This window comes from Actinoplanes italicus (assembly GCF_003001815.1).
Lineage (GTDB): Bacteria > Actinomycetota > Actinomycetes > Mycobacteriales > Micromonosporaceae > Actinoplanes > Actinoplanes italicus.
Genome location: NZ_PVMZ01000019.1, coordinates 72,729 through 94,585, shown reverse-complemented (window position 1 = coordinate 94,585; position 21,857 = coordinate 72,729). Strand labels below are relative to the sequence as shown.

At 71.4% G+C, this 21,857-nt stretch carries 21 protein-coding genes; 10 read left to right on the top strand and 11 right to left on the bottom strand.

The window, feature by feature from the left end:
• The first annotated feature begins 37 nt into the window (after nt 1-37).
• Nucleotides 38-1,468 carry an MFS transporter gene (locus tag CLV67_RS36485; protein WP_106326835.1) on the top strand — a complete coding sequence of 477 codons (1,431 nt, stop codon included), beginning with the start codon at nt 38-40 and terminating at the stop codon, nt 1,466-1,468.
• A gap of 208 nt (nt 1,469-1,676) precedes the next feature.
• Here the strand turns inward: CLV67_RS36485 and CLV67_RS36480 are convergent, their stop codons facing one another.
• On the bottom strand, nt 1,677-2,159 hold the full coding sequence (locus CLV67_RS36480; RefSeq protein WP_239166664.1) for a hypothetical protein: 483 nt from the start codon (nt 2,157-2,159) through the stop codon (nt 1,677-1,679).
• Nucleotides 2,160-2,270: 111 nt separating this feature from the next.
• Nucleotides 2,271-2,708 (bottom strand): MarR family winged helix-turn-helix transcriptional regulator, encoded by a 438-nt coding sequence (locus tag CLV67_RS36475; protein WP_106327093.1) that lies wholly within the window; start codon nt 2,706-2,708, stop codon nt 2,271-2,273.
• Nucleotides 2,709-2,861: 153 nt separating this feature from the next.
• On the opposite strand from CLV67_RS36475, the gene CLV67_RS36470 reads away from it, so the two are divergent.
• The 3 genes from CLV67_RS36470 (at nt 2,862) to CLV67_RS36460 (ending at nt 6,115) form a co-directional block, all read left to right on the top strand.
• Nucleotides 2,862-3,497, top strand: coding sequence for an FMN-dependent NADH-azoreductase (locus tag CLV67_RS36470; protein ID WP_106326833.1), 636 nt, complete (start codon nt 2,862-2,864; stop codon nt 3,495-3,497).
• A gap of 183 nt (nt 3,498-3,680) precedes the next feature.
• Complete coding sequence (locus CLV67_RS36465) at nt 3,681-5,039, top strand: hemolysin family protein (protein WP_106326831.1); 1,359 nt, start codon at nt 3,681-3,683, stop codon at nt 5,037-5,039.
• Nucleotides 5,036-6,115 carry a hemolysin family protein gene (locus CLV67_RS36460; RefSeq protein ID WP_106326828.1) on the top strand — a complete coding sequence of 360 codons (1,080 nt, stop codon included), beginning with the start codon at nt 5,036-5,038 and terminating at the stop codon, nt 6,113-6,115. Before CLV67_RS36465 ends, CLV67_RS36460 begins: the two co-directional genes overlap by 4 nt.
• Here the strand turns inward: CLV67_RS36460 and CLV67_RS36455 are convergent.
• The 6 genes from CLV67_RS36455 to CLV67_RS36430 form a co-directional block, all read right to left on the bottom strand.
• Nucleotides 6,104-6,382 (bottom strand): hypothetical protein, encoded by a 279-nt coding sequence (locus tag CLV67_RS36455; RefSeq protein WP_106326826.1) that lies wholly within the window; start codon nt 6,380-6,382, stop codon nt 6,104-6,106. The two genes, CLV67_RS36460 and CLV67_RS36455, sit on opposite strands and share 12 nt — an antisense overlap.
• Nucleotides 6,383-6,439: 57 nt before the next feature.
• A complete protein-coding gene (locus tag CLV67_RS36450; RefSeq protein ID WP_106326824.1) occupies nt 6,440-7,093 on the bottom strand; it encodes a TetR/AcrR family transcriptional regulator in 654 nt (217 codons plus the stop codon).
• A gap of 186 nt (nt 7,094-7,279) precedes the next feature.
• Nucleotides 7,280-8,344 (bottom strand): hypothetical protein, encoded by a 1,065-nt coding sequence (locus tag CLV67_RS36445; protein WP_106326822.1) that lies wholly within the window; start codon nt 8,342-8,344, stop codon nt 7,280-7,282.
• Between the two features lie 50 nt (nt 8,345-8,394).
• Nucleotides 8,395-9,744 (bottom strand): flavin monoamine oxidase family protein, encoded by a 1,350-nt coding sequence (locus CLV67_RS36440; protein WP_106326820.1) that lies wholly within the window; start codon nt 9,742-9,744, stop codon nt 8,395-8,397.
• Nucleotides 9,741-10,736: an agmatine deiminase family protein gene (locus CLV67_RS36435; protein ID WP_106326818.1), complete on the bottom strand. Its 996-nt coding sequence runs from the start codon at nt 10,734-10,736 to the stop codon at nt 9,741-9,743. The genes CLV67_RS36440 and CLV67_RS36435 overlap by 4 nt, the downstream gene beginning before the upstream one ends.
• Complete coding sequence (locus CLV67_RS36430; RefSeq protein WP_106326816.1) at nt 10,733-11,647, bottom strand: nitrilase-related carbon-nitrogen hydrolase; 915 nt, start codon at nt 11,645-11,647, stop codon at nt 10,733-10,735. The genes CLV67_RS36435 and CLV67_RS36430 overlap by 4 nt, the downstream gene beginning before the upstream one ends.
• A gap of 76 nt (nt 11,648-11,723) precedes the next feature.
• Here CLV67_RS36430 and CLV67_RS36425 point away from each other — a divergent pair, with 76 nt between their 5' ends.
• Nucleotides 11,724-12,344: a TetR/AcrR family transcriptional regulator gene (locus CLV67_RS36425; protein WP_170154139.1), complete on the top strand. Its 621-nt coding sequence runs from the start codon at nt 11,724-11,726 to the stop codon at nt 12,342-12,344.
• A gap of 565 nt (nt 12,345-12,909) precedes the next feature.
• On the opposite strand, the gene CLV67_RS36420 is transcribed toward CLV67_RS36425, so the two are convergent.
• Nucleotides 12,910-13,137: a hypothetical protein gene (locus CLV67_RS36420; RefSeq protein WP_170154149.1), complete on the bottom strand. Its 228-nt coding sequence runs from the start codon at nt 13,135-13,137 to the stop codon at nt 12,910-12,912.
• A gap of 66 nt (nt 13,138-13,203) precedes the next feature.
• Here CLV67_RS36420 and CLV67_RS36415 point away from each other — a divergent pair, with 66 nt between their 5' ends.
• Entirely contained in the window at nt 13,204-13,836 is a 633-nt protein-coding gene (locus tag CLV67_RS36415) for a TetR/AcrR family transcriptional regulator (RefSeq protein ID WP_106326812.1), read from the top strand.
• 22 nt (nt 13,837-13,858) lie between these two features.
• Nucleotides 13,859-14,305 carry a hypothetical protein gene (locus CLV67_RS36410; RefSeq protein WP_106326810.1) on the top strand — a complete coding sequence of 149 codons (447 nt, stop codon included), beginning with the start codon at nt 13,859-13,861 and terminating at the stop codon, nt 14,303-14,305.
• 1 nt (nt 14,306) lies between these two features.
• On the opposite strand, the gene CLV67_RS36405 is transcribed toward CLV67_RS36410, so the two are convergent.
• A complete protein-coding gene (locus tag CLV67_RS36405) occupies nt 14,307-14,927 on the bottom strand; it encodes a M23 family metallopeptidase (protein WP_239166663.1) in 621 nt (206 codons plus the stop codon).
• A 70-nt stretch (nt 14,928-14,997) separates the two neighbouring features.
• Between CLV67_RS36405 and CLV67_RS36400 the strand changes: the two genes are divergently transcribed.
• Both CLV67_RS36400 and CLV67_RS36395 read left to right on the top strand, forming a co-directional pair.
• Complete coding sequence (locus CLV67_RS36400) at nt 14,998-15,501, top strand: PH domain-containing protein (RefSeq protein ID WP_106326808.1); 504 nt, start codon at nt 14,998-15,000, stop codon at nt 15,499-15,501.
• Nucleotides 15,498-17,015, top strand: a complete 1,518-nt coding sequence (locus CLV67_RS36395; protein WP_106326807.1) for a PH domain-containing protein — start codon at nt 15,498-15,500, stop codon at nt 17,013-17,015. The genes CLV67_RS36400 and CLV67_RS36395 overlap by 4 nt, the downstream gene beginning before the upstream one ends.
• Here CLV67_RS36395 and CLV67_RS36390 read toward each other — a convergent pair.
• On the bottom strand, nt 16,963-17,718 hold the full coding sequence (locus CLV67_RS36390) for a sensor histidine kinase (RefSeq protein ID WP_106326805.1): 756 nt from the start codon (nt 17,716-17,718) through the stop codon (nt 16,963-16,965). The genes CLV67_RS36395 and CLV67_RS36390 overlap by 53 nt on opposite strands.
• A 179-nt stretch (nt 17,719-17,897) precedes the next feature.
• Between CLV67_RS36390 and CLV67_RS36385 the strand changes: the two genes are divergently transcribed.
• Complete coding sequence (locus tag CLV67_RS36385) at nt 17,898-21,851, top strand: nSTAND1 domain-containing NTPase (protein ID WP_146169426.1); 3,954 nt, start codon at nt 17,898-17,900, stop codon at nt 21,849-21,851.
• The last annotated feature ends 6 nt before the right edge of the window (nt 21,852-21,857 follow it).

The window sequence follows — 21,857 nt, the reverse complement described above, 5'->3', positions numbered from 1 at the left end:
TTGCGAAGCGGAGGCACGCCTCCGTTAATGTGGAGGCATGCCTCGACTTTACCAGGCGGGCCCGCGGATGACCTTCGCGGTGCTGGCCGCGGCCGCCGCCGCGTTCGCCCTGATGCAGAGCCTGCTGACACCCGTGCTGCCGACCATCCAGCAGGATCTGCACACCTCCACCGGCACGGTCACCTGGGTGCTCACCGCCTGGCTGCTCGCGGCCTCGGTCGCCACCCCGCTGATGGGCCGGGTCGCCGACATCATCGGCAAGGACCGCACGCTGATCGTCGCGCTCGCCGCGATCGCGATCGGCTGCCTGGTCGCCGCGCTGGCGCCGAGCATCGGCGTGCTGATCGCCGCCCGCGTGCTGCAGGGCCTCGGGGCCGCGGTGTTCCCGGTCTCGTTCGGCATCATCCGCGACGAGTTCCCGCCGGACCGGGTGGCCTCGGCGATCGGCACCATGGCCGCGGTGATCGCCACCGGCAGCGGTATCGGCATCGTGCTGGCCGGTCCGATCGTCGGCTGGCTGGACTGGCGGTGGCTGTTCTGGATCCCCCTGGCCGTGGTGACCGTTGTCGGACTTCTGGCCTGGCGTGTCGTGCCGGCGTCACCGGTACGCAGCCCGGGACGGATCAACATCGTCTCGGCGATCCTGCTGGCCGGCTGGCTCGTCGCACTGCTGCTGCCACTCAGCAAGGGCGCCGTCTGGGGATGGTCGTCCGGACGTACGCTCGGATCGTTGGCTCTTGCCGCCGCATTGCTGGCCGGATGGATGTTCGCCGAGCTCCGCTCCGCCGAGCCGTTGATCGACATGCGGATGATGCGCCTGCCCGCGGTCTGGACCACCAACCTGGCCGCCCTGCTCTTCGGAGCCGCGATGTTCGGCGTGTTCGCGTTCCTGCCGCAGCTCATGCAGGTTCCGGCCGCCTCCGGGTACGGGTTCGGCGCGACCGTGTCCGAAGCCGGCCTGCTGATGGCCCCGCTGCTGGTCATGATGGCGATCTTCGGCTCGCTGAGCGGCCCGCTGACCCGGTGGGTGAGCAACAAGGCGCAGCTGCTGTGGGGCTCGGCGATGGGCACCCTGGCCTGCCTCACACTGGCCCTCGCGCATGATCAGAAGTGGACGGTCTCGCTGGCGGGCGCCGTCTTCGGCATCGGGCTCGGCCTGATCTACTCGTCGATGATCAACCTGATCGTGCAGAGTGTGCCCCGCCACCAGACCGGCGCGGCCAGCGGCATGAACACCAACATCCGCACCATCGGGGCGTCGATCGGCACGGCGCTGGTCAGCGCGATCGTCACCGGCCACCCCGGGGCGAACGGGCTGCCCGCCGAGAGTGGCTACACGCTGTCGTTCCTGCTGCTGGCGGCGGCGAGCGCGGCCGCGTTCGCGGTGGCGCTGCTGGTGCCTGGCCGCGCCTCGGCGACGGCGGAGGTGTCCGAGCCGGCCGGCACTCCGGCGCTCGCCGAGGCGTAACCACCCCCGGGGGACCGGCCAGCCACCCTCGACACACACCGGACCGTCAACGCGATACGCGAGCTGGTCCCCACCTGCTCGGTCCGGACGTGTGCAGGGTCCCCGTGGGCGACGGGCCGGCCCCGGCCACGCGTTTCCGCGCGGCAGACCCTCAGCATGACGGAGGGCTCTCTCGGCCCTCTATCGTTTCTCTTCCGCCTGGGAGGGATCAGCCGGCGCAAGCGGCCTTGAGCTCGTCGATCGACTTGTTGAGGGCCGCCTCGCTGGGCTTCTTCTTCGGGTTCTTCTGCCAGGCGCCGTCGAGGGCGGTCATCTCGTCGCCCACCTTGCCGGCCGCGTCCATGACCTTGGTCTCGGTCGCGTCGAGCGACTTCGCATACAGGTCGGCGGCACCGGCCAGGTACTGGGCGCCGACGGCCACGTGACCGACCGGCCCGCCGATCTTCTCGGCCTCGGCGACCTTCTTGTCGTTGTCCTTGATCGCGGCGAACAGCGTGGTGCAGGCCTTCTTGGTCGCCGCGTCGAGGCCGACCGGAGCGAGGCTCGTCTCGACGGGAGCGGCCGCGGAGGCTGCCGGGGCAGCCGGAGGGGCGGCGGTCTCGGTGGACTTCTTCTCAGTCGGCGTGCAGGCGCTGAGGGCAGCGACGGCGATGACAGAGGAAACGACAATGGCGTAACGCTTGATAAGCACTTCAGTTCCTTACTTTTGCCCCGTGGAGATCGAAATGTACCAGATCGTCGATCTCTCCCGAGGCCCCCGGGGATCGCGACACCCATAGGACGGAGCCGATACCTCGCGGGGTTACACCGGGCGGTGCGCCAGAACCTTGGCAAGAGCGGCGGCGATCGTACGGGACTCGTCCGCCGAGATCAGATCGGTGAAGTGCCGCTTGATCCCGTCGAGGTAGACCGGTGCCGCGGCCCGGAACCGGTCGAGCCCCATCTCGGTGAGGGTCGCATAGGCGGACCGCCGGTCGTCCGGGTTGCCCTCCCTCGTGACGAGCCCCGCGTCGGCGAGCGCGTCGACGACCCGGCTCACCCGCGTGCGGCTCACCACGGCCCGCTGCCCCAGTTCGCCCATGCTGAGCCGCCGGCCGGGTGCGTAGTTGAGTTCGAGCAGCACGTCGTACCAGGTCAGTGGCAGTGCACAGGCTGCCTGCAGCTCCCGGTCGAGAGTCGGCACGAGGGCCGCGTGCACGCGCAGCAAGGCCGCCCACGCGGCCACATCGGTGTCACTCATCACCACAGCCTAGCGAATTCTTGTGCGTGCGCACGCACTGGAGTAGAAATGTGCGTGCGCACGCAAACTGTGGCTGCGTCGCACTGCTGTCTCAGGCCGCCTGAGACAGCGTTACGACACCGCCGCGAAGATTCCGACAGCGAAGGGCACGACATGAACCTGCTGCACATCTCCGCCTCCCCGCGCGGCCCGCGGTCCGAGTCGCTGGCCGTCGCCGCGACCTTCCTCGACACGGTCCGGGAGGTGAGCCCGGACGCCGCGGTCGAGCAGTGGGACCTGTGGGACGGCACACTGCCCGCGTTCGGCCCCGACGCGGTCACCGGCAAGATGGCCGTCTTCGCCGGTGGGCAGCCCGAGGGTGACGCGGCCGTGGCCTGGGAAGCCGCGAGTGCTACGTTCCGGCGCTTCGACGCCGCCGACACCTATCTGTTCTCCGTGCCGATGTGGAACGCCGGAATCCCGTACATCCTCAAGCAGTTGATCGATGTCGTCAGCCAGCCGGGCATGGTCTTCGGCTTCGACCCGGAGCAGGGCTACTCCGGTCTCCTGCGGGGCAAGCGCGCCGCGGTGATCTACACCAGTGCGGTGTACGGCCCGGGCCGCCCGCCCGCGTTCGGCGCCGACTTCCAGGCGCCCTACTTCGAGGACTGGCTGCGCTGGGCCGGCGTCACCGACATCAGCACCGTGCACTTCCGCCCCAACCTGGCCACCGCGGACGCCGCCACCGCCCGCCGGACCGCCCATGACCAGGCCCGCGACCTCGCCAAAGTGCTCACCGCGGGGTCCTGACGATCATGCTCACCGGCGTGTGAGCAACGCGATCGGGGGGAACCACCAGGCGGGTTGAGGCATCCGCCGTCCGGGTAGTGTCAGCGCCCTGGACGGCGGGTTCGCCGATGCGAAGCAGGTCGGTGACACGACCCCTAACCTGGAGACCATCCTGTTCACTGATCGTCAGGCCGGTGACTTCCCTTGCTGATCACCATCGGCATCGTGGCCATTGTGCTGCTGACCGCGGCGACCGGTTATTTCGTGGCCCAGGAGTTCGCCTACGTGGCGGTCGACCGGGAACGCCTGCGGGTGCTCGCCGACGAGGGCGACGGCGCCGCGAAGCGGGCGCTCGAGGTCACCCAGCGGCTGTCGTTCGTGCTCTCCGGCTCACAGGTGGGCATCACCGTGACCGCGCTGCTGGCCGGTTACGTCGCGGAGCCCTTCCTGGGCAAGGGCACGGCCGAGCTGCTCGGCGCGACCGGCCTGCCGCAGGCGGTGACCACCTCGATCTCGATGGTGGTGGCGCTGCTGTTCGCGACCGTGGTGCAGATGGTGCTCGGCGAGCTCGCGCCGAAGAACCTGGCGATCGCGAGACCCGAGGCGGTGGCCCGGGCGCTGTCCCGCTCGACCGTGATCTACCTGACCGTGGTCGGCCCGCTGATCCGGGTGTTCGACGCGACGGCGACCCGGCTGCTGCGGGCGGTCGGCATCGAGCCGGTCGAGGAGCTCCCACAGGGCGCCACCTCGGAGGACCTGGACCGGATCATCGAGACGTCGAAATCGCACGGTGTGCTCGACGCGCGCGCCGCCCGGCTGCTGGACCACGGGCTCGACTTCCGGACACGGACAGCGGCCGAGGTCATGCGCCCCCGGGTCGACGTCACGTCGATCGGCGCGGCCGAGCCCGCGTCGCGGGTCGTCGAGCTGCTGGACACCGGCCACTCCCGCTTCCCGGTGATCGGCGACGGGCTGGACGACGTGATCGGCGTCGTGTCGATCAACGACGTGGTGACCCTTGAGCCGTCGCTGCGGTCGACCACGTCGGTCCGTGACCTGGCGACCGACCCGGTGGCGCTGCCCGAGTCGTGCACCCTGCCGCAGGTGCTGGACCGGCTGAAGGCCGCACACCGGCAGATGGCCGTGGTGGTCGACGAGTTCGGCAGCTTCGCCGGGATCATCACCCTCGAGGACGTGGCCGAGGAACTGGTCGGCGAGATCCGCGACGAGGACGACCTCCCGGAGCCGGTGATCGAGCGCGACGGTGAGGGCTGGCTGGTGCCGGGCCGGGCGCGGGTGGACGAGGTGGCCGAGGCGACCGGGGTCCGGCTGCCCGAGGACGAGCTGTACGACACCGTCGGCGGCCTGATGATGGCCAGACTGGGCCGGCTGCCCGCCGAGAAGGAGGGTATCGACCTGGAGCTGCCGGCGCTGCTGGACGACGACGGCGAGCCCCTGCCCCAGGGCATGGCAAGGCTCACCGTGCTGGAGGTCCGGCGACGCGTGCCGGAGCGGATCTCCCTCATCGTCAAGGACGACCCGATCGAGGGGGACGAGGCATGAGCACCACCCCGGCCCTGTTGATCTCGCTGGCCCTGCTGGTGTTCAACGGTTTCTTCGTCGCGGCCGAGTTCGCGCTGGTCGCGGCGAAACGGCACCGCCTGGAGACGGCCGCGCAGGAGGGTTCACGCGGCGCCCGGGTGGCGCTGTACGGCACCCGGCGTCTGTCTCTGATGCTGGCCGGCGCACAGCTCGGCATCACCCTGTGCACGCTCGGCCTCGGTGCACTCGCGAAGCCGACCGTGGCGCATCTGATGGAGCCGCTGTTCACCGCCGTGGGCATTCCGGACGAGGTGGCGTACGGCGTGGCGTTCGTGCTGGCCGTGGCCCTGGTCGGTTTCCTGCACGTGGTGGTCGGCGAGATGGCGCCGAAGTCGTGGGCGATCAGCCACCCGGAGTCGTCGGCGCAGCTGCTGGCGATCCCGTTCGTCGGCTTCACCACGATGCTGCGGCCGGTGCTGGTGGCGCTGAACGGGCTGGCCAACGCGTGTCTGCGGCTGGTGAAGGTGACACCGCAGGACGAGCTGGCCCAGGTGCACAGCGCCGAGCAGCTGCGGATGCTGCTGGAGACGTCGAAGGAGCACGGCACCATCCCGGACGCCGAGCACGAGCTGCTGACCGCGATGCTCGCCGTGGAGTCCACGACGGTCCGCGACGTGATGACCCCGACCGACCGCATCGTGTCGGTGCAGTCCGCGGCGACCGCACGCGAGGTGGAGCTGCGGAGCATCGAGTCGGGCCGGTCCCGGCTCGCGGTGATGTCGCCCGACCGCGGGATCGCTGGGATCGTGCACGTACGGGAGGCGGCCAAAGCGGTCGGCGCGGCGGCCGGCGACACGGCGGGCTCGCTGATGTCGACGCCGCTGCGCCTCCCCGCCGGCACGAGCGGCCTGGACGCGATCGCGGCCATGCGGCACGCCCGCAACCAGGTCGCACTGGTCACCGAGGGACGCGGGGTGATCGGTCTGGTGGCGCTGGAAGACCTGCTGGAGCAGGTGATCGGGCAGTTCGACGACGAGACCGACCCGGTGATCGACGCCGCTCGCCGGGCCGGTCGCACGTCGAGGTCAGGCGCGTAACCACTCCCCCGCCGGCGTGCGGACCTCGAACCCGTCGGCGAGCCGGACGTCCGGGCACCCGTCGGTGACCGGGCTCCAGCCGCCGGACGGGTCGTGCACCGAGTGCTGCCGGCAGTGTTCCTCGTCGACGTACCCCCAGGCCATCAGGACGGGACGGCCGCGGTACGAGTAGCGCCCGACGGAGGCGATGCGGTCGCCGTCGGGCCGGCGGTAGAAGTCGGCCCGCAGACCGGGCACGACGGTGCCCTCGAATTCCGCATCGGGCATCGACCGATGCGGGGCATATGTGGTCAAATCCGGTAGAGACACGCTTATTGGTCGCACTCAGGTGCCGGTCGGTTCCCGGGATTCCTCTTTCAGGTGACTCCGGATCCGCGATCGCAGCGCCCGGCGGGCCAGCGGACCGAGATCCTCGACCACCTCGACCAGCACCGCGAGCTGGTCGAGGGCCTCCAGCGCGCGGGCGGCGCCCTCGGCGTCCACACCCTCGTAGAGCTCCAGCCCGACGAACGCCGCGGACACCGCACGGGCCAGACCCGGCAGGTCGGCGACCTCGGCCACCGGCGAACCGTGCATGATCCGGACCAGCACGGCCTCGATCTCGTCGGTCCACAACTGCAGAGCGGCGGCGACCGGACGGGCGATCCGCTCCCCCGTCTGGGCCGCGGCGAGCATCTGGGCCAGCACCGACACGTTGCCGGCGGCCAGCTCGGCGGTATGCAGGTCCCGGCCGATCTGCAGCAGTTCGCGCAGCGAGCCGACCGAGGCGAACCGGCTCGCATACACGCTCACCCGCTGGCGGGTGGCCTCCAGGCAGGCGGTGCCGAGCAGCTCGTCGACCGAGCCGTAGTGGTAGAAGACGAGTGCCTGGTTGACTCCGGCGGCCGCGGCGATGGTCCGGGCCGACACCCCGGTGACACCGTGCTCCCGCAGCGCGGCGAGGGCTCCGTCGAGCAGGCGCTGCTTGGTGTCGCTCATGACGGGACATTCTGCCGCAGGGCCGGATACGGGGGCGCGATCAGGGCATCGGTCACACCTGGGCCAGCCGTTCAGGATCGGAAGGAGCAGGATCCGGCACGGCTCGCCGGAGTGGCGTCATGCCCGTCTCGGGAAAGCGTCCCGCGAGCCGCGTCTGACGCGTGTTCGGCAGCGGGCGGTGACGGGTCACAGACCGGGCGGGCCTTCGGCCGGGAGCCCGGCGGCGGCCAGCAAGGAGACGACGTACGGGCCGTCGCCCCACGCGTCCGCCTCGACGAGGGCGCGGACGGCCGCCAGCTGGATGTCGGTGAGCTTGCCGAGTTCGGCGCCGCGCTGCGGGAACGCGGCGTCCACCAGCGCGCCGATCAACGTCGCGCGCTCCTGGCCGGGGCGGGTCCGGCGGAGCCGGGACACCAGCTGGTCGACCCGCTCGGCCACCAGCGACGGGTCGAGCCGGGACAGGGTCAGCGCGGCCAGGGTGGCCATGTCGCCGTCCAGGTACGGCCAGTTCGGCACCGGGTCGTCGGCTTCCAGCAGGCACTCGTACAACTGCTCCAGCACCGCACGCGAGGGCCAGCCGGTCAGCCGGGTCGACGCTATCGCCGCCGCCCACCGCTCGGTCGGTACCGGACCGGCCCGGCGGATGTCGAGAGCCTGGACCAGCCCCGTGTCGGCGGCGGTGCCACCGGCCAGGACCGCGGCCACGGCGGCGACCGCGGCCACCTCGGCGGTGTCGCCGGGCTCGTAGGCGATCACCCGGGTCAGCGCCGGCACGACCGTGTCACGTTCCTCCGGGAACCAGGACAGCAGGTGCGCGGTGTGGAGCCGGACGGCCGGGTCCGCGGTGGCCAGGGCCGCGATGAAGGCCGGGACGTACGCACGGACCGCGGCGTACGCCTCCGGGTTCCACTGCTCGCCAGCGGTCCGGTCGGCACCGTCGGGGTGCTCGACCAGCCAGTAGTTCTCCTCGCCGATCGCGATCATCCGCAGCAGCTGCGCGGCACCGAACCGGTCGCCGGCCGCCGGGTCGGCGAGCACGTCGATCAGGAACGGCACCGCCGCGACGCTGATCGGCGTACGTTCGCCCTGGTGAGCGAGAGCGCGGGCGAGGAAGTTGTAAGCGCTGCGCCGCAGGAACTCGTCGTCGGACCATAGGGTGTGCAGGGCGGCGGGCACACCACTGGCGACGCGGGGGTCACGCGTCAGGGCCGTCCAGTCGACGCTGTCGACCACGTGCGTGCGCTCGGGCATACCTCGGAATCTAGACGATCATCGCCCCAGTCACCGCCCGCCCCCGGCCGTCAGAGGATTCGGGCGGCGACCGCCTCGCCCATCCGGATGGCGCCGTCGACGTGCTGGAAGCCGAGGCCGGCGATGTCGCTGCTGGCGAACGAGAGCGGTCCGACGTCGGAGCGCAGGTGACGGCCATAGCGGGTGAGCGAGCCGATGTCGAAGCTGGTGCCGAAGGCACCGACGGTCCACTCGTCGGCCACCCACGGGCTCTCGTAGTAGTGCACCGGGTGCAGCGCCTGCTCGCCGTAATAGGCGGCCAGCGCCTCGAGGACTTTCCACCGGCGGGCGTCTGCGTCGAGCGAGAGCAGGCTGTCGGCCTTGACGTCGGAGACGAAGCCGACGAGCGTACCGCGGGTCTCGCCCTCGACGTCCTCGTTGGTGTTGTCGTAGGCCTCATGGACCAGCGAGTACGGGCTGAACGCGGTGCCGGACAGGCCGAGGTCACGCCAGAACGGGGTCTCGTACGTGATGTGCAGCTTGATGACCAGGCCGAACGAGATGTGCTGGCGCATCTGGGCCTGCACCGGCGGCAGCGCGGGGATGTACTGCACCCGGCTGACCAGCGTCGGCGGCACCGCCATCACCACGTTGCGCCCGTGGTAGGAGCCCCGCCCGGTGAACACGGTCGCCCCGTCCTCGTTCCACTCGACCTTGGTGACCGCCTCGTCGAGGTGGACCGTGCCGGGCGGCAACCGGTCGGCGAGCGCGAGCGGCACCCGCTGCAGGCCGCCGACGACCCGCCGGTCCAGGATGAAGTCGGCGTCGACCAGGTGGCTGAAGCCGCCCGCGCTCGCCGCCATCAGCACCGCCGACAGCGCCGAGAACGAGTGCGCCGGCTTGGTCAGCATGGCCGGGCCGACGTACAGGCCGACGTTGTCGCGGGCCTCCGGGTCGTCGGTCTGCTCGGCCAGCCACGCGGCGAACGAGATCCGGTCGAGCTCGTCGGCGTCCGGGTGGTTCCACGGCTCGAGCGGGTCCATTCCGGCGGCGAGCCGGTCGAGTTCCTTGGTGAGGCGCTCCACCTCGGCGGCGGTCCGGTCGGAGACCGGGAACTTCTCCCCCGCGAACGTACGGCGTACGCCGTCACGGCCGATGTAGATCGAGTCGCCGGCCCGGTAACGGGAGTACATCTCCAGCTTCAGCTCGTCGATGAGCGCGAGCAGCGCTGCCTGGTCCGGGGAGACCCACTGTCCGCCGACCTCGAGCCGGACGCCCTCGATGTCCTCGGTCAGCAGCCGTCCGCCGACGCGGTCGCGGGCCTCCAGGACGACGACCTTGAGGCCGGCGGCGTGCAAGCGGTTCGCGACGGTCAGCCCGGTGACACCGGCCCCGACCACCACGACGTCGAAGGCGGTCACGAAAGTCCTCCAGGTATCGCTGGTTCCTGCTGGGTGATGCAGTGGATGCCACCACCGAGGGCGAAGATCGCCCGGGCGTCGACGCCGATCACCCGGCGGCCCGGATACGCGGCGGCCAGGATGTCCAGCGCGGCGGCGTCCCGGGGATCGTCGAACGTGCAGGCGACGACACCGGCGTTGCACACTAGGTGATTGACGTACGAGTGATCAACCGGGCCCCGCTCGTCCTCGATGCCCTCCGGAGCAGGCAGATCGATGACATCCCATTGCCCTGGAATGGCCTCACGTAACACCGCGTCGAGAGCGTGGTCGGGATGCTTCGGGTCGGGCTGGACGTGCAGCAACACCGTTCCGGGTCCGGACATCGTGGCCACGATGTCGACGTGCCCGCGGGTGCCGAACTCCTCGTAGTCACGGGTCAGCCCGCGCGGCAGCCACACCACCTCGCGCACGCCCAGGGTGCGGCGCAGCTCACCCTCGACCCGGTCCTTCGTCCAGCCAGGGTTGCGGCTCGGGTCGAGTTGCACGGTCTCGGTGACCAGCACCGTCCCGTACCCGTCGACGTGGATGCCGCCGCCCTCGTTGACCAGGTCCGAGGCGATGATCGTGGCGCCGGCCCACTCGGCGACCCGCCGGGCGATCCTCGCGTCCTTCTCCCACGTGGCCCAACTCTGCCCGCCCCAGCCGTTGAACACCCAGTCGACGGCGCCGAGGCCGTCCGGGCCGACCACGAAGGTCGGGCCGATGTCGCGCATCCAGGCGTCGTCGAGCGGCGCCGGGAAGTACTCGACGGCGCTGCCGAGCCAGCGGTGGGCCTCCCGGATCGCCGACGGGTCGACGACCAGGCGTACCGGCTCGAACTCGGCGACGGCCAGCGCCACCGACGCCCAGGCCTGCCGGGCCTCGTCCCCGTCGGCATAGCCGGAGGACGGCCAGGCCATCCAGGTGCAGGTGTGCGGCTCGGTCTCGGCCGGCATCCGCCAGTCGCTCATGCCAGGCCGCCGTAGGTGTCGGGGCGGCGGGTGCGCAGGAACGGGAACAGGGTCAGCCAGTCCTTGCGCTGGTTCAGGTCCAGGTCGGCGACGAGCACCGCCTCGGCGTCGCGAGGGGCCTGGACCAGGATCCGGCCGTACGGGTCCGCGATGAACGACGATCCGTAGAAGGTGATCCGGCCCTCGTCGCCGGTGCGGTTGGGAACCACCATGAACAGGCCGTTGGCGATCGCGTGGCCGACGATGACCTGCTGCCACAGCGGCTGGGTGTCGAACTCGGGGTGGTCGGGCTCGGAGCCGATCGCCGTCGGGTAGGCGAGGATGTCGGCGCCCTTGAGGGCGTAGGAGCGGGCCACTTCGGGAAACCACTCGTCCCAGCAGGTCGGCAGCCCGACCTTCGCCTCCAGGAGCGAGTGGACCGGATAGGCGTCGTCGGCCGGGCCGGGCCGGAAGTACCTGTCCTCGACATAACCCTCGGTGACCGGGATGTGCGTCTTGCGGGTGCGGCCGACGATCTCGCCGGCCGGGGAGACCAGGACCGCGGTGTTGAAGCCCAGCCCGTCGCCGAGGTCGACCTTCTCGTAGAGCGAGGCGTGCACGTGAATGCCGTGCCGGCGGGCGGCCTCCGCGGCGAGCGCCACGGTCGGCCCGGTCACCAGGTCCTCGGCGGCCTCGACCGGCTTGCCGACCGGCTGCTCGAACGCCGGGTACCTCGACAGCGTCAGTTCCGGCAGGAACACGACCCCTGCGCCCGCCCCGGCTGCCTGCGCGATGCCGCCGAGCAGGACTTCCCGCAGCTCGGCGGGGTCGGGGCGCCAGTAGTGCTGGACCAGGCCCACCCGCAACGGCGGACGGGTCGGCTCGTCGACGCGAGCGGGCGAGTCGAACGCCGCGGACCGGATCAGTTCCATGGCCTACCTCAATTTAACGAATTGCATTCGTTTTACTATGGTGGTCTCCCTCACCCGAGCGCAAGGGGGTTCGCCGATGGGTCGTCCCGCCACGCCGAAGCTGTCGGTGGACAAGATCGCGGCCGCCGCCCTGACCCTGGTCGACGCCAAGGGCGAGTTCACCCTGGGCGAGGTCGCCGCGACGCTGTCGGTACGCCCGTCGTCGATCTACAACCACCTCAGCGGCAAGGCCGAGATCATCGAGGCGATGCGCGCCCTGATCTTCGCCGAGGAGCCGATGCCGGCCATGCCCGAGGACTGGACCGACGCGCTGCGGGTCCTGCTGCGCCGCTACCGGGATGTGTTCGCCCGCCACCCACGGCTCATCCCGATGCTCACCGCGTACACCGTCTCCTCCCCCGACGTGGTGCACATGTACGACGACATCGCCACCGTCCTGCACTCGGCCGGCATCGCGACCGAACAGCTTCTCGACGTGATCACGGTCCTGGACAGCTTCGTCATCGGCTCGGCGCTCGACATCGCCGCCCCCGATCAGGTCTGGGACCCGACCCACGCCCGCACTCCGATCCTGGTCGCCGCGATCGCCGCGGCCGGTCAGGGCCGCGCCCGCGCCGACCGGGCCTTCGAACTCGGGCTCGGCCTCATCCTCGGGGCACTGCCCACCCTGGCACCACCCGTTCACGGGCGGGGATAGAGCAGGTACGGCCGGCGGCGCCGCTCGTAGGCGCAAGCCCGCCCCGCCACCGGAGCACGAACGCGCGCGATCCTGTGAGGTTGCGGCTGATCGGACGGCGCAACGTCACGAGAGAGCTTTCGCAGTCGGGTTTCCCGGCCCGTCAGCCGCATCCGTCTGAGCCGTGGTGGCGCTCGGTCGGCTGATGGCCGGGCGTTACCGTCGTGGGCTCCGGGGTCGCGGGGGTCGGTTACCGCCTCGGTCCGATGCTGGACGATCAACTGCGGCCGTTTTCGGAGCCGGGCTCCGGGATATCGCTGCCTCCGGCCCGGTGAAGGGTTCGCTGCCCACTGCTGGGCGATCAAGCGGCCTGGGTAAGGGTTCACCGGGCACGGCTGGGCGATCAACAGCCCGGGGAAGGGTTCACCGGGCACGGCTGGGCGATCAACAGCCCGGGGAAGGGCTCACCGGGCACGGCTGGGCGATCAACAGCCCGCGGAAGGGCTCACCGGGCACGGCTGGGCGATCAGGCGGCCCGGAACAGGGCTATTCCCCACCAGCCTCAGACCCTGACCGTAAAAGGTGTCTAGATCCGGCGGGGTTCGGCTTCCAGGTAGACCTCCACGTCGTAGAGCAGCCGCACCGGCTCGCCGTTGGTGACGCCGACGAAGACCGGCTCACCGGCCGGGGTGCGGCCGTGCCGCCAGACCGCCTCCCGCGCCGCGTCCACGGACGCGCGGTCGCTGCGCCCGGCGAGGTGCAGGTTCATGATCCGCCGGGCGGCCTGACGGTCACTGTCCAGCTGGATGCGCATCACCGGCACGACAGCCTCCTTGAACGCCGGTAATCTGACTTACCAACGTTAACCTAGAATGGATCGGTGACCTCGATCTGGCTGCGCACCGACCCCGACCGCCCGCGCCGCGCTCCCCAGCTGACCCGCGAACGCATCGTGACGGCCGCGGTCGAGTTGCTCGACGCCGACGGCATCGACGCGCTCACCATGCGCCGCCTAGCCCAGCGCCTCGACGTGACCTCGACCGCCCTCTACTGGCACGTCACCACCAAGGACGACGTCCTCGACCTGGCCGTGGACGAGATCTTCGGCGGCGTGCCGCTGACCGGGCCGGGCCCCGACTGGGCCACCGACGTGCGGACCCTGGTCCACGGCTGGCGGACCGCGATGCTCGCGCACCCGTGGGCGCCTACCCTGATCGGCCGTCCGTGGATCGGGCCGAACGTGCTGGCGCGCACCGAGTTCCTGCAGGCCGCGCTGGCCCGAGGCGGGTTGAAGGACGAAAGCCTCGCGGTCGTCACCCGGCTGGTGGCGAACTTCGTGATCGGCTCGGCAGCCACCGAGACGGCCTGGCAGCGGGCCGTTCCCGCCGCGGACCGGGACGCGGCCCGCCGTCTCGTCACCGCCGGTCACCCCGACGATTCCCGCTGGCCGGACGACCTGCTGTTCGAGCGGGGCCTCGACGCGATCCTGTCGGTCGCCGCCACCCTGCGGTGACCATGGCCGTTACGATCCACCGGTGTCCGCCATCGCCTCGCTCCACATCGTCAAGGCCGCCGACCTGCCGGAGATCGTCGGCGCCGCGGGTGAGGGACTCGCGTACGAGGCGATCGATCGGGTCGGCCGGGCGAACGGTGACGACTACGCGTGGTCCGGCCACGTCATGCTCAACGTCCTGACCAGCCTGGACGAGTTGGACATCATGCTGGCGAGCCCTTCCCTGCAGGAGGCGTCCGACGCCATCAACGCCGACTACGACGGCGTCACGCTGATCGACAGCAGCGCCAAGGCGTTCCTCGACCGCCTCGAGCCGGCCGCCTACCGGCCCGCCGACCTGGTCGACCTGGCGGAGCTGGGCCTCGACGACGAGGAGACCGGCTACGCGATGGAGGACACGCTGACGCTGCTGCGGGACACGATCGCCGGCCTCGCCGACGACGAGGTGCTCCTGCTGCACATCGGCTGATCTATCCGGCGGGCGCCGGGCAGTTCTGGCTCTTGCGGCGGACCGAGTACTCACGGTCGTCGAGGGTGATGCCGGACGGCTGACCGGCGAACCAGGCCTCCATCTTGCGGCCCGCGGCGCGCTGCTCGTGGTGCAGGTGCGGGGCGCCCGACTTGCCGGTGCTGCCGATCTTGCCGATCTGCTGTCCCTGCTCGACCCTGTCGCCCTCCTTGACCGACGGAGGTTCGAGCATGTGCAGGTACTGGGTCTCCCAGTGGCCGCCGTGGTCGATCTTCACCCAGTACCCGGCGCCGGTGCCGTGCGGGCCCTTCGGGTTGTCGGGCGTACGGGATCCGAGCGTGCCGTTGACGCCGGCCTCGGTGACCGTGCCGGCGAAGGCGGCCAGCACCGGACGGCCCCAGGCGGAACCGGACGTCGGGAAGAAGTCGATGTCGTAGTCGTCGTGACCTGGATAGGTACCGAGAACCCAGGTCTCACCGCAGGTCACGGGCATCTGGAAGGCGGGCCGGGGACCGGGCTCCCGCAGCTGGGGCAGGTTCACCACGACGATGACCGCGATGGCGATCAGGACGACGACGACCGCGGCGATCCCGGGCACGTTCCGGGCGGGGCGGTTTGTCACCCGCACGATCCTGACAGAGCGTGGCAACCGGAGCCGCCGGGGCCTGGCACGGACCGGTCACCATGGCCCCATGCCCGAGACCTCCGCATCACCGAGCCTCCGGCCTCCGCGGCACCGGCTGGACCGCCGGTTCGTGCTCTGGCGTACGTTGCAGGCGATCTTCTGGGCCGTCGGTGTGCTCGGCGCCCTCACCGCGATCTACGCGTACGCCGAGATCACCCGGCCCTGGCTCGGCCCGGTGCTTCTGATCCTCGCCGTCGTCTACGCGGTCAACATCACCGTCATGCCGACCTGGCGGTACCGGGTGCACCGCTGGGAGGCCACCGACAACGCTGTCTACGCGCTCAGCGGCTGGATCACCCGCGAGTGGCGGATCGTCCCGATCTCCCGTATCCAGAGCATCGACACCGAGATCGGCCCGCTCCAGCGGCGGCTCGGCCTGGCCACCATCAGCGTCACCACCGCCTCCTCGGAAGGGAAGATCACCATCGAGGGGGTCGCCACGCCCGTCGCAGAGGAGGCCGTCGACCGGCTCCGGGAGATCACCGCGGCGACCACCGGTGACGCCACGTGAGCACCGCCGGCGAGACCGCCTGGCAGCGCCTCGACATCCGGGTCGTCTATCAGGGCCTGGCCCGGGTCGCGCTGTCGCTGCCGGCCGGCATCCTCGGCATCACCGTCGGCGACGACCCGATCTGGCCGCTGATCGCCGGCTCGGTGTTCGGCGTGCTCGGCGCCCTGGGCACGCTCAGCACGTGGCGGACCACCCGGTTCCGGATCACCGGACAGCAGGTGGAGATGCACACCGGCTGGCTGGCCCGCAGGCACCGGATCGTGGCCCGCGAGCGGATCCGGACCGTCGACGTGTCGGCACGTCTGCTGCAGCGGGTGCTCGGGCTGCGTACCGTCCATGTCGGATCCGGCGAGGCGGACGCGTCGTTCGACCTCAACGGCCTGGCCTCGGAGCAGGCCGAGCGTCTGCGCCGCGATCTGATGCCCGGCGCCCGGAATGAGGAGATCGAGCAGACCGGGCGGGCCGGCGAGCCACAGCCCGGCCCGGAGACGGTCATCGCCCGCCTGCGCCCTCAGTGGGTGCCGCTCAACGTGATCGGCGTGTGGTCGGTCTTCGCGGTGCTGGGCCCGGTGTTCGCCCTGCACTGGCTGCTGCGCCCGTTCGGCGTCGACCTGCTCGACACCGCCCACGACCTGATCGACGGTCCGTCGCTGGTGTGGACGATCGTGGTCGCGGTGCTCATCGCGTACCCGATCGGGATCGCGCTGCAGGCCGCCACCTTCGTCATGGAGAACTGGAACTTCACCCTCCTGCGCACCGGGGACGGCCCCGACACCGCCCTCGTCACCCGCCGCGGCCTGCTCACCACCCGCACGGTGCAACGCGCCGACGGCCGCATCCGGGGAATCGCCTTCGACGAGCCGTTGCTGTGGCGGTGGCTGCGGCTCACCCGTACCAAGGTGCTCTCCACCGGCCTCCGTGCCCTGGGCGAAGCCTCCGTCGGTGACATCCTGCCCCGCCTCCGTCTCGGCGAGGCCCGCGAGCTGGCCGCGCGGATCCTGCCGGACGGAGCCCGGCCGCTGGAGGCGGAACTGCGCCGCCACCCGAGAGGAGCTCTGGTACGCCGGATCGGCTGGGCGGCGTACGGCCCGGCGCTGCTCTCCGGCGTCCTGCTGCTGTTCACGCTGAGCGGCGCGCTCCCCGGCCGGTGGTGGCTGCTCCCGCTGACGCTGCTCCCGGTGACGATCCCGCTGGCGGTGGTGGCGTACCGATCGCTGGGCCACACCACCGGCGGCGACTACCTGATGATCCGCACCGGTGCCCTGAACCGCCGGACGGTCGCCCTGCAGAAGCGGGCGGTGATCGGCTGGACGATCCAGCAGTCCCTCTTCCAGCGCTGGGGCGGCCGGATGACCGTCGGCATCCCGACGGCCGCCGGCAGCCGCCACTACGAGGCCCCGGACATGAGCGTCGACCAGGCCCTGGCCTTCGTCGCCGAGGCCGCGCCGCACCTCACCGACGTCACGAGACCTCGGTCCGCGCCGGAGGAGCGGTCCGGCCCGACGGAAGGGTGAACCAGAAGCGGCTACCTCCGCCGATGTTCGACTCGACCCCGATCCGCCCGCCGTGGCGTTCGACGATGCGCCGGCAGATGTGCAGGCCCAGGCCTGTGCCGGAGTATCCGCCGCTGTTGGCGCAGCGGTGGAAGGCGTCGAAGACCTTCGGCTGCTCGGCCACCGGGATGCCGATGCCACGGTCCGAGACCTCGACACGGGTGCTGCCGTCGGCCAGGTCGAACGCCCGGATCTCGATCTCGGGGACCGCGCCCGCGGGTGTGTACTTGATCGCGTTCCCGATCAGGTTGTCCAGCACGTGACGCAGCAGCCCGGCGTCCGCGACGACGTCCGGCAGCGCTTCGGCCACGGTCACCCGGGCCGTGCCCGGGGTGGCGGCGTGGTCGCCGACGACCTCGCCGACCAGGTCGTTCAGTGACGACTGCCGTGGGTCGAGCTCGCGGTCGGCCCGCGCGTAGTCCATCAGTTCCTCGGCCAGCCGGCTCATCCGGCCCAGTCCGCGCTCGATCGCGGCCAGGAAGTGCCGGAAGTCCTCGTCGGTCTCGCCGTACTCGGCCCGCAGCACCTCGACGTGCGCGGCGATCGAGGCGAGCGGGTTCTTCAGATCGTGGGAAGCCATCGTCATCAGGGCGCGCAGCTCGGATTCGCGGGCCTGCGGCGTGGTAGGCGCGGCAGCGTTACAGAAAGTGAGCTTCGTTCGCATGGCTTCCTCCGGTCGGTTCGTTGCGGTGAGCTCAGAAAACCCCCGGCTGCCGGTGTTCACTGCTGCCGAGTGAACACTTTCCCGCAGCTCCGAGGCGTGGCCGCGCGGCCGGCGCTCAGATCGGCGTAGGTCCGGTGAACGCCCTGAACGGCGCGCCTCCCGACACCTATCCTGATGCCGTGGCGACGCAGAGTAATCCGGTGGGTGATCATCGCCGGCTGCACGATCTTCTTCTCGAGCTCCGGCACCGGGCCGGCGACCCGTCTCTGCGGAAGATCAACAGCACGTCGGAGGTGTCGGTCGGCTATCTCAGTCAGATCTTCGCCGGCAAGACCGCCCCGAGCCCGGAGGTGGCCGTACGCATCGCGCAGGCGCTGAAGGCGAGCGAACGGGAGCAGGCCCGAGCCCGGTACCTCGCGGAGGGAAGCGAGGCTGACCGGCCCGTCCCACGCGCGGCGCAGGCCGGCCAGCACCGCCGGTCCGCGTGGGAGGGATGCCCGTACCTCGGGCTCCGCCCGTTCGAGGAACAGCACGCCACGGTCTTCTACGGACGACGGCTGCTGACCGGACGGCTGCTGGACCGGCTCCGGGAGCAGCCGTGGCACGCCGGCATGCTGCTCGTACTCGGGCCGTCGGGCGCCGGGAAGTCGTCCCTGCTGCGCGCCGGGCTGATGGGGTCTCTGGCCGCCGACGGCCTGACCGAGGGAAGCCGGGCCTGGCCGCGACGTGTGATCACTCCGACCGGCGACCCGGTCCGGCAGCTCGCCATCCACCTGGCCGAGCTCGCGGCGGCCGACGCCATCACCGTTCAGGAGGCGCTGACCACCCGCCCCGAGCAGACGCATCTGCTCGCCGGGCAGGCCCTGGCCGCCGCCGGTCGAGCAACCGGACCCGGCGCCCATCCGCGCCTGGTGCTCGTGGTGGATCAGCTCGAGGAGCTGTTCACTCTCACCACCGACACCGCTGAACAGGAGACCTTCCTGACCGCGCTGCACAGCCTCGCGACCGGGCCGGTCCTGCCCGGCGGGGAGCCCGGTGCGCTGGTCGTCGCCGGGATCCGCGGAGACTTCCTGGACCGGGCGCTGGCGTTCGAACCGATCCGGCGGGCGGCCGAGTCCGGTGTGTTCGCGGTGGGCGCCATGAGTGAGTCGGAACTGCGCGAGGCCATCGTGGGCCCGGCCGCCGAAGCGGGCGTGCGCCTGCCCGGCGATCTGTGCGCCGTGGTCCTCGACGATCTGCGGGAACGATGCCTCCCGGTGGGCTTCGACTGCGGGGTCCTGCCGCTGCTGTCCCAGGTCATGTTCGTGATGTGGCAGGCCAGGGACACCGCCGGGCTGACCGTGGAGGCCTACCGCCGCACCGGGGGCGTGGCCGACATCGTGCGCACGAGCGCCGAGCGCGTCTACGAGAGCCTCGCCCCCGACCGCCAGGACGTCGCCCGGCTCGCGTTCATCCACCTCACCGCGATGACCGACGGCCGCCTCACCCGGCAACCCAGCACCCGCGGCGCTCTGCGGACCGCCACGGGCAGCGACGCGATCGACGAGGTCGTCGAGGCGTTCGCGGCGCAGCGGCTCGTCACGGTCTCCGACAGCGACCACGTCACCATCGCCCACGAGGAACTGCTGCGGTCGTGGAACCGCCTCCGGGACTGGCTGCAACCCAGCCTCACCGATCAGGCGCTCTACCGGGCGCTCACCGACGACGTGCACGACTGGCAGCAGGGCCGCCGCGACCCCTCCTACCTCTACAGCGGCGGGCGGCTGCTGGCCGTCGAGGACGCACGCCACCGGTGGGCCGAAGACCCGGCGCGGCACTTCCCCATCCACCCGGACACCGCACAGTTCCTCAGCATCAGCCTGCGCCGCGACCGTCGGCGACGGCGGGCGTATCAGGCCGCGGGAATGGTCATGGTCCTGCTGCTGGGCCTGGCCGGCTACAGCGCCATGCGCGCCGACGAGAACCACGAGCGGGCGATCTCGCTGCTGGCCAGCGGGCTCAGCCGCAGCCTCACCGCGGAGAACCGCATCACCTCGGAACGGTTCGCCGCGGCGGCCCTGGCGGCCGGGCGCACCGACGAGTCACTCGACGTCGCGGGCGCCCTGCTCGCCGACGCCGCCAACGTCCTGCCCGGCGACTCGGGCGTCGTCAAGTTCAGCGAGGACGGAAAGCTCCTGGCGACCGCCGACGGTTACGGCACGGTCCGGCTGTGGGATCCGAAGACCGGCAACCCGGTGACCGAACCGCTGCGCGGCCACACCACCCGGGTCCGCTCGGTGGACTTCACCCCGGACGGGACCGTGCTGGCCACCGCCTCCGAGGACGCGACGGTACGACTGTGGGACACCACGACCGGTGAGCAGATCGGCCTCCTCTCCGGACACGCCGGCCCGGTGCGTTCCGTGGACGTCAACGCCGCGGGCACTCTCGTGGCCACCGGCGGTGAGGACCGGACGGTGCAGCTGTGGGGCCTGAGGACCGGGGTTCGGCACGAGGTGCTCAGCGGACACGGGGACACGGTGCGACTGGTGAAGTTCAGTCCGGACGGAACACGGCTGGCCGGCTACAGCGACGACAGGACCGCCCGCCTGTGGGACCCCGTGACCGGGAAGAGGGTGGGTGAGGCGGTCGCCCACTCCGGGGCGATCCACTCCCTCGGCTTCGACCCCGCTGGCAGGCTGCTCGTGACCACGGACGACGCCGGCACGGTGCGGTTCTGGGACACCGGAACCGGGCGGCTGACGGGCGCGCCGCTGAGTACCGGGACCGGGCCGGTGTACACAGCGCAGTTCACCCACGACGGCACCTGGCTGGCCACCGCGGGCGAGGATCGGACGGTACGCCTGTGGGACGTGACGACCAGACGTCTGGTGGGACGGATGACCGGGCACTCCGGCCCGATCCGGAACATGGCGGCCACGACCGGTGGACTGCTGGCCACCGCGGGTGACGACGCGAGGATCCGCCTCTGGAACTCGGGCACCCGCCGGCAGGTCGGACTCCTCTCCGGCCACTCCGGCAACGTCTGGGTGATGAGATTCAGCCCGGACGGGAAGATTCTGGCCACGGCCGGCGCCGACCGGACAGTGCGGCTGTGGGACCCGGCGACCCGGCGTCCGCTCGGCATCACGCCGCCGGGGCACACCGACCCGGTCAACGCCGTGGCGTACAGCCGGGACGGCAGCCTGGTGGCCACCGGTGCTACCGATCATCGGGTGCGCCTGTGGGATCCGGCGACGCGGGCCGCCGTCGGCGAGCCGATGATCGGGCACACCGGGCCGGTACGCGCCGTCGCGTTCAGCCCCGACATGAGACTGCTCGCCTCGGCCGGCGACGACGCGACGGTCGTGCTGTGGAACGCCGACACGCGCCGCCAGGCGGCCGCACCGCTCAGGGGTCATTCCGGTCCGGTGCGAGCCGTGGCGTTCAGCCCCGACCACAAGCACCTGGCGAGCGCCGGCGACGACGGGACGGTACGCCTGTGGACCCGGGACCGGGCGCTGTGGCACCAGGCCGGAGGCCCGCTGATCCGCCACACCGGGCCGGTACGCGCGCTCGCGTTCGACCGCGGCGGGAAGCACCTGGCGACGGCCGGCGTCGACCGGGCGGTGTGGGTGTGGGACGTGGCCGGCCGGAAGACGATCGCCGGGCCGCTGCCCGGCCACACCGGGCCCGTCTACGCCGTGACGTTCGACCCGGACGGCAAGCTCCTGGCCAGTGCCGGCGAGGACGGAACGACCCGGCTGTGGGACCTCGCCGCCGGAGGTTCAGCCGCCGGCGATCCGCTGACCGGTCACTCGGGGCCGGTGTGGTCGGTGAGGTTCAACCGGGACGGGAGGTCGCTGGCCACCGCCGGCAACGACCGGACCGTGCGGATCTGGGACGTGGACCAGCGGCGGCAGCTCGGAGTTCCGCTGGCCGGGCACACCGGTCCGGTGTACGACGTGGCCTGGAGCCCGCGTGCCGGCACGCTGGCCAGCGTCAGCGGCGACACCACGCTGCGCTGGTGGGACACCGCGACCTTCTGGCAGAACCCGCTGGACCGGCTGTGTGACCGGGTCGGCGGCATCACCGCGGGCGAGTGGAACGGTCACGTCCACGGAGAACCGCTGGCCGAGCCCTGCGGGGACTGACCAGGC